The organism is Corallococcus carmarthensis, from assembly GCF_003611695.1.
Taxonomy (GTDB): domain Bacteria; phylum Myxococcota; class Myxococcia; order Myxococcales; family Myxococcaceae; genus Corallococcus; species Corallococcus carmarthensis.
Map to the genome: position 1 here is coordinate 1 of NZ_RAWE01000347.1, position 6,043 is coordinate 6,043.

The following is a 6,043-nucleotide window of genomic DNA, read 5'->3' on the forward strand; positions in this document are numbered from 1 at the left end:
GGGTGGGGGCGGCGACCGGCTCCGGATCCACCGGCGGCATGAACCCGATGACGGTCTTCTCCTCCGGCTCGTCCAGGCTGCCCAGCACGTCGAGCGAGTCGTCGTTGTCCGGGCCCAGCGAGTCCAGCGCGGAGATCTCCTCCAGACCGGACGGGGACTCCATCTCCTCCGGAGGCGCGACGACGGGCTCCTCGGTGCCCGTCACGGGATCGGACAGGTCGCTGAACGCGTCGTCGAGCATGTCCAGGTCTTCCCCGGGCACCGCGGGCTCCTCGCCCGTGTCGACGGCGATCTCCTCGCCGAAGTCCGTCGCGGGCTCTTCACCCAGCGAGTCCAGCGTGAGGCTCTCGTCCACCACCTCGTCGCTCGCGGGCAGCTCCGGGAAGCCGATGACGCCGCCCACGCGGTCGATGAGGACGTTGCTGTCCACGGGCTTCGGCACGTACTCGTCCGCGCGCGCCTTCAGCTTGCTGTGCGCCGCGAAGCCGTCCGGGCTGCCGATGATGACGATGGGCACCGTCTTCAGCTCGTCGTCCTTCTTCAGCTTGCCGCAGATGAGGTAGCCGTTCTGCCCCGCGGACAGATCCACCGCGAGCACCACGAGATCCGGACGCTCACGGCGGATCAGCTCCACGCTGCCCTTGCCGTCGCCCGTCGTCTGCGCGGAGAAGCCCCGCGCCTCCAGGGCCTGCTGCAAGTTGGCGGCGAGGGTGGCGTCGCTTTCGACGATCAGGATTCGCTTGGACATGAAGGGACGGCCATCCTGGGGGTGCGGCGCGCGGTGAGACACCGCGAGGAACAGCAGCGGCGGCGCGCGAGAGTGAAGACGCCGTCGAGGCTATCGGCCATGCCTGGGACCGTCAATCTTCACACCGGGCGTAACGCCCGGTATTCAGTTGAGCAGCCGACCACCCGAGCCCTCGTTGAACGAGGACTTCAGGGCTGTAGCGAAACGGGCTGCACGCTCACCGCGGGCTTCACCTGCGCGGGGCGCACAATCCCGTTCGAGCGGTGCTCCTGATCCCGCAGCATCTGCAGGATGGCGGCGTCATCCAGGTCCGTCACCAGCTCATAGGTGACGTCCTGATCACGCCACGTCACGACGTTGTACGCCTGGCTCGAGTCCACGGCGACGTTCTCCACCGTGGGGCCCTCGTCCTTGATCACCCGCTGGCCCGTGGCCGGGTACACGAACACGCCGATGTTGCGCTTGGGTTCGTTGGTGACTCGGGGCTGCGTCTCGTAGCTGACGTAGACGACTTCCTGGCCGTTGAGCGTGGAGAAGCGCGCGCCCACGGGCCGGGCCTGCTGCAGGCGGGGCAGGGTGATGCGGTGCTCCACCTTGTCGTTGAACCACGCTTCGATCTGCTCCGGCGTGCCCGCGACGAACTCCAGGGGCCGCTGGCGCGTGTGGCGCTGCACGGCTTCCAGGATGGTGGCCTTCTGCGCCTGGCCGGACTGATACATCATCCAGCCGCCGCTCACCGTCACCACCACCAGGGCCATGGCCCCGGCGCGCAGCCACTGGCCCACCTGCGCGCGGCGGTGCTCGCGGTGCAGGCCAGACTGGATACCCGCGCGCAGGGAGGCTGGCGCGCGCGTACCCTGCGTGGAGATGGAGTGCTTCGCCGCCCGGCGCAGTGCCTGGCGCAGTTGCATCTCTTCGTCCACGCGCGCGACACACGCGGCGCAGCCTTCGAGATGCGACTCCACGTCATGGCGTTCCTCGGGCTGGAATTCGCCGTCGAGGTACGGATAGAGCAACCGCTCGAGTTCCTGGCAGGTCATGGGCGCTCGATGTGGCGGGGCGGAGGGAAGACGACGCCCCTCCAACCTCTTTCTAGCCTGCCTTCTTCCGCCGACGGAACTCTTCCATGTCCGCGGGCGCCGGTACCGGGTCTCCGTCGTGACGGAAGACCCCCTGTCCCTGGGCGTACTCACGCAGCGTCTTCTGCAGCAGCTTGCGGCCGCGGAACAGGCGGCTCATCACGGTGCCCACGGGGCACTCCAGGATCTCCGCGATCTCCTTGTAGGAGAACTCCTGGAGGTCCGCGAGGATGACCACCAGCCGGAAATCGATGGGCAGCGAGTCGATGGAGCGCAGCACGTCGTCCGACAAGAGCCGGTCGAAGAAGTACTGCTCCGGGTTGGCCGCGAAGTCCGTCGCGTCCCGGCTCACGAAGCGCTCATGCACCGCCTCGCGCTCCACGCCCTCCACCACCGTCCGCTCCTTCACCTTGCGGCGATAGCGGTTGATGAAGGTGTTCGTGAGGATCTTGAAGAGCCAGGCCTTGATGTTGGTCCCGCGCTCGAACTTGTCGAAGAAGCGGTAGGCCCGCATGCAGGTGTCCTGCACCAGGTCCTCGGCATCACGCTCGTTCTTGGTCAACCGGAGCGCCGCCGAATAGAGCGGATCCAGGTGCGCCAGCGCCAGCTCTTCGAATTCCTGCTTCGTCCGGTTGGGTTGCCTGAAGTCCAGCATCATGCTCCCGCCTTCCAGGGGCCCGAAATGATTGGGGAATGCGTCGCCTGCCTAACGGTCAATCTATGCACCGGAACAGACGGGTCAACAACGCTTTCCCCTGCCGCGCCGCCCGCATGCCCGCTTCTGGAGTGCGGAGACGTCCGGCGGGATCATTTATTCCACAGGGTGGGAAACCCGAGGGAGCACCGGACGGCGCTCCCCTTGGGACAACCGGCCAGGAAGCGCCTGGCCGACCGTACAGCAAGCAGGCGCTGTTACTTCTTGCCGCCCAGTGCGTCCATCAGGGGAACGTAGTCGTACCCCATGTCCTTCGCCACGGCCTCATAGGTGATGTGGCCGTTGTAGGTGTTGATGGCGCGCTGAAGGGCGCGGTCGGACTTGATGGCCTCCACCAGGCCCAGGTCCGCGATCTTCCGCGAGTACGGGCGAGTGGTGTTGGTGAGCGCGAACGTGGACGTCTGCGGCACCGCGCCGGGCATGTTGGCCACGCAGTAGTGGACGACGTCGCTCACGGTGAACGTGGGGTTGTCGTGCGTGGTGGGCTTGCAGGTCTCGATGCAGCCGCCCTGGTCCACCGCGACGTCGACGACGACGGAGCCGGGCTCCATCTCGCCAATCAGCTCACGCGACACCAGCTTGGGGGCCTTGCCGCCGGGGATGAGCACGCCGCCGATGACGAGGTCCGACTCGCGCACGGTGCGCGCGATGGACTCCGTGTCCGACGCCAGCGTCTGCGCGCGGCCGAGGAACACGTCGTCCAGGTAGGTGAGGCGCTCCAGGTTCACGTCCAGGATGGTCACTTCCGCGCCCATGCCGACGGCGACCTTGGCGGCGCACAGGCCCACCACGCCCCCTCCGATGACGGCCACGCGGCCGCGGCGCACGCCGGGCACGCCGCCCAGCAGGATGCCCTTGCCGCCGTGGGCCTTCTCCAGGCACGCCGCGCCCACCTGGATGGCCATCTTGCCGGCCACTTCGGACATGGGCTTGAGCAGCGGGAGGCTGCCGTCATCCAGCTGCAGCGTTTCGTAGGCGACCGCGGTGACCTTCTTCTTGATGAGGGTCTTGGTGAGCTCCGGGTCCACGCCGGCCAGGTGGAAGTACGTGTAGACGATCTGCCCGGGCTGCATGCGCTCGTACTCCGGCGCGATGGGCTCCTTCACCTTCACGATCATCTCCGCGCGCTTCCAGACCTCATCCGCGCTGGTGATCATCTGCGCGCCAACGCGCTGATACTCCGAATCCGGGATGCCGGAGCCGACGCCAGCGTTCGTCTCGACCAGCACCGTGTGCCCCGCGCTGGTGAGCGCGCGCACGCCCGCAGGCACCATGCCGACACGGTACTCGCGGGTTTTGATCTCCTTGGGAACTCCGACGATCACGACTGCCTCCGACGAATGGGGGACTGCCTGGAAAACGTGGCGGACCCATAGACCAGGGCATGGGCGCTTTCAAGGCGCGCTCCGGCGCTGGAAGGGGTCGCGTGTGATGGGCCTCATTCATCCATCCACATGACGCGAGGCGTTGGACGCAGGGCGGCCCACCCGTGTTAGTTAACAGCGCATGACGCACGCGCCGAAACTCCTCTTCGCGGACCCCAAGGGCCGGGTCATGGAGCATCCCTATCTCATCGCCACGCTGCGCAGCGGCGAGGAGCTCGTGCCCCCGCAGGACAAGCCCATCGCCCTGCCGGCGGCCGGGCGCCTGGTGCACCTGCCTGGCCGTCTGCCCGTGGGACTCAACCCGGACTCCGGTGAGCTGGAGCTGGTGCGCGAGATGAAGATGGGAGGCAAGACGTTCGTGCCCAACGCGGTGGGCGCGCTCCTGCCTCCCGGCTACACGCGCACGTTCCTGCCCGGCGAGGTGAAGGGCAGCGGGCCCATCCTTCCGCAGTGGGCGTACACGGCGGCGGCGTGGGGAGAGAAGGGCCCGCTCGCGTGGGCCATCCACACGGATCGCCGCTCGCACTGGGAGCCGGAGTCGTACTCCACGCCGGAGCTGAAGGGGCTTGTCACGGCGCACATGGGGCGCTTCCCGGACAGCCGCGTGCTCAAGCAATTGAAGACGTGCGCGCTCCTGTACCGGTGCTTCACGTCGCAGAACATCTTCTACGCGCGCGACGAGGGCGCCATCCCCGCGTCGGTGATGTGCAACGCGCGCTGCGTGGGCTGCATCTCGGATCAGCCCGAGGACGGCCCGCCTGCCTCGCACGAGCGCATGGACGACGGCCCCTCCGCGGAGGAGATGGCGGCCATTGGCCTTTACCACCTGGAGCACGCGCCGGGCCGCACCATGGTGAGCTTTGGCCAGGGCTGCGAGGGCGAGCCGCTCACGCGCTGGAAGTTCATCGCGGAGTCCATCCGCCTGATGCGCGCGAAGACGGACAAGGGCTCCATCAACATCAACACCAACGCCAGCCTCACGCACGGGCTCAAGGCCCTGCTGGACGCGGGGCTGGACGCCGTGCGCGTGTCGCTCAACTCCGCGTCCAAGGGGCTCTACGAGGCCTACTACAAGCCGGTGAAGTACGGCTGGGAGGACGTGGAGGCGTCCATCGCGCTGGCGCGCGAGCGGGGCGCGTACCTGGCGCTCAACCTGCTCCTGTTCCCCGGCGTCACCGACCGCGAGGGCGAGGTGCAGGCGCTGGAGAACCTGGTGCGCAAGTACCGCGTGGACCAGGTGCAGACGCGCTCGCTGTGCATCGATCCGCTCCAGTACCTGGAGGTCGCGCGCGGCGTGGGCGCGGGCGGCGAGCCGGTGGGCATCCGCACGCTGCTGAACCGGCTGAAGGCGGCGCGGCCGGGGCTCATCATCGGCAACTTCGCGCGCGGCCTGGACGAGCGGGAGAACGCCGCGGGCACGCCGGAGGTTTGACCGTCCGGGAGGGGACGGCTACAGAGCCGGGCATGTCCGTCTCCTTCCGCTCCGCGTTCCGATTCGCCGTCCTCTGTCTCTCCTCCGGTGCCGTCCTGGGCGCGTGCAGCAGCAAGGCGCCCGAGGAGCCGGAGTTCGACCATGGTCTGAAGAAGCCGCTCGTGCGCAAGCTGCGCGAGGAGCTGACGGAGACGCCGTGTGACAAGGCGAAGGCGCAGCAGCTGGGACAACTGCTGCTGGACACCGGCGACACGAAGGGCCTCACCAAGGTGACGGACACCTTCGGTGAGAAGTGCGGCCCCAACATCGTCCTGCTCCAGCTGTCGTACACGGCCAATGCGCGCGCGGGAGAGAAGGAGCAGGCGCTGAAGGCCGCCACCGCGCTGGTGACCGCGCAGCCGGACAACGCGAGCTACCACGTGTGGCGCGGCCTCTCCCTGGAGGCCCTGGGCCGCACCGAGGAGTCCGCGGTGGATCTGCAGAAGGCCTTCGACCAGCAGCCCGGCCAGCGTCCCATCCTCAACGCGCTGGTGAAGGCCTACGACGCGCAGGGCAAGTCCTGCGAGGCGCTGGCCGCCTACCAGCGGTTCGTGCAGAACGCGAAGCCCTCCGAGGCGAAGTCCGCCGAGGTCCAGGACCAGCTTCAGGAGCGGGCCAGCAAGACGAGCTGTCCGGCGGCGGACA

General features: G+C 68.1%; 6 protein-coding genes. 2 read left to right on the plus strand and 4 right to left on the minus strand.

Annotation, left to right across the window (positions count from 1 at the left end; all coding sequences use genetic code 11):
* The 4 genes from D7X32_RS42550 to ald form a co-directional block, all read right to left on the minus strand.
* A partial coding sequence (locus D7X32_RS42550; protein WP_147450487.1) for a response regulator occupies nt 1-748 on the minus strand: 748 nt, incomplete at its 3' end.
* A 188-nt stretch (nt 749-936) separates the two neighbouring features.
* The gene (locus D7X32_RS42555; protein ID WP_120608209.1) at nt 937-1,788 is read right to left on the minus strand and encodes an anti-sigma factor family protein; all 852 of its coding nucleotides are present in this window, start codon (nt 1,786-1,788) and stop codon (nt 937-939) included.
* 52 nt (nt 1,789-1,840) lie between these two features.
* Nucleotides 1,841-2,482, minus strand: a complete 642-nt coding sequence (locus D7X32_RS42560) for a sigma-70 family RNA polymerase sigma factor (protein ID WP_120608212.1) — start codon at nt 2,480-2,482, stop codon at nt 1,841-1,843.
* A 257-nt stretch (nt 2,483-2,739) separates the two neighbouring features.
* Entirely contained in the window at nt 2,740-3,867 is a 1,128-nt protein-coding gene (gene ald, locus D7X32_RS42565; protein WP_120608210.1) for an alanine dehydrogenase, read from the minus strand.
* Nucleotides 3,868-4,048: 181 nt separating this feature from the next.
* Here ald and D7X32_RS42570 point away from each other — a divergent pair, with 181 nt between their 5' ends.
* Both D7X32_RS42570 and D7X32_RS42575 read left to right on the plus strand, forming a co-directional pair.
* The gene (locus tag D7X32_RS42570; protein ID WP_120608211.1) at nt 4,049-5,359 is read left to right on the plus strand and encodes a radical SAM family protein; all 1,311 of its coding nucleotides are present in this window, start codon (nt 4,049-4,051) and stop codon (nt 5,357-5,359) included.
* A 32-nt stretch (nt 5,360-5,391) separates the two neighbouring features.
* On the plus strand, nt 5,392-6,043 hold a 652-nt coding region (locus tag D7X32_RS42575), incomplete at its 3' end, for a tetratricopeptide repeat protein (RefSeq protein WP_208752732.1).

Coding starts and splice junctions, on each gene's coding strand:
- D7X32_RS42560 (WP_120608212.1), bottom strand. CDS start 2,482: ATGCTGGACTTCAGGCAACCCAACCGGACGAAGCAGGAATTCGAAGAG.
- D7X32_RS42555 (WP_120608209.1), bottom strand. CDS start 1,788: ATGACCTGCCAGGAACTCGAGCGGTTGCTCTATCCGTACCTCGACGGC.
- D7X32_RS42570 (WP_120608211.1), top strand. CDS start 4,049: ATGACGCACGCGCCGAAACTCCTCTTCGCGGACCCCAAGGGCCGGGTC.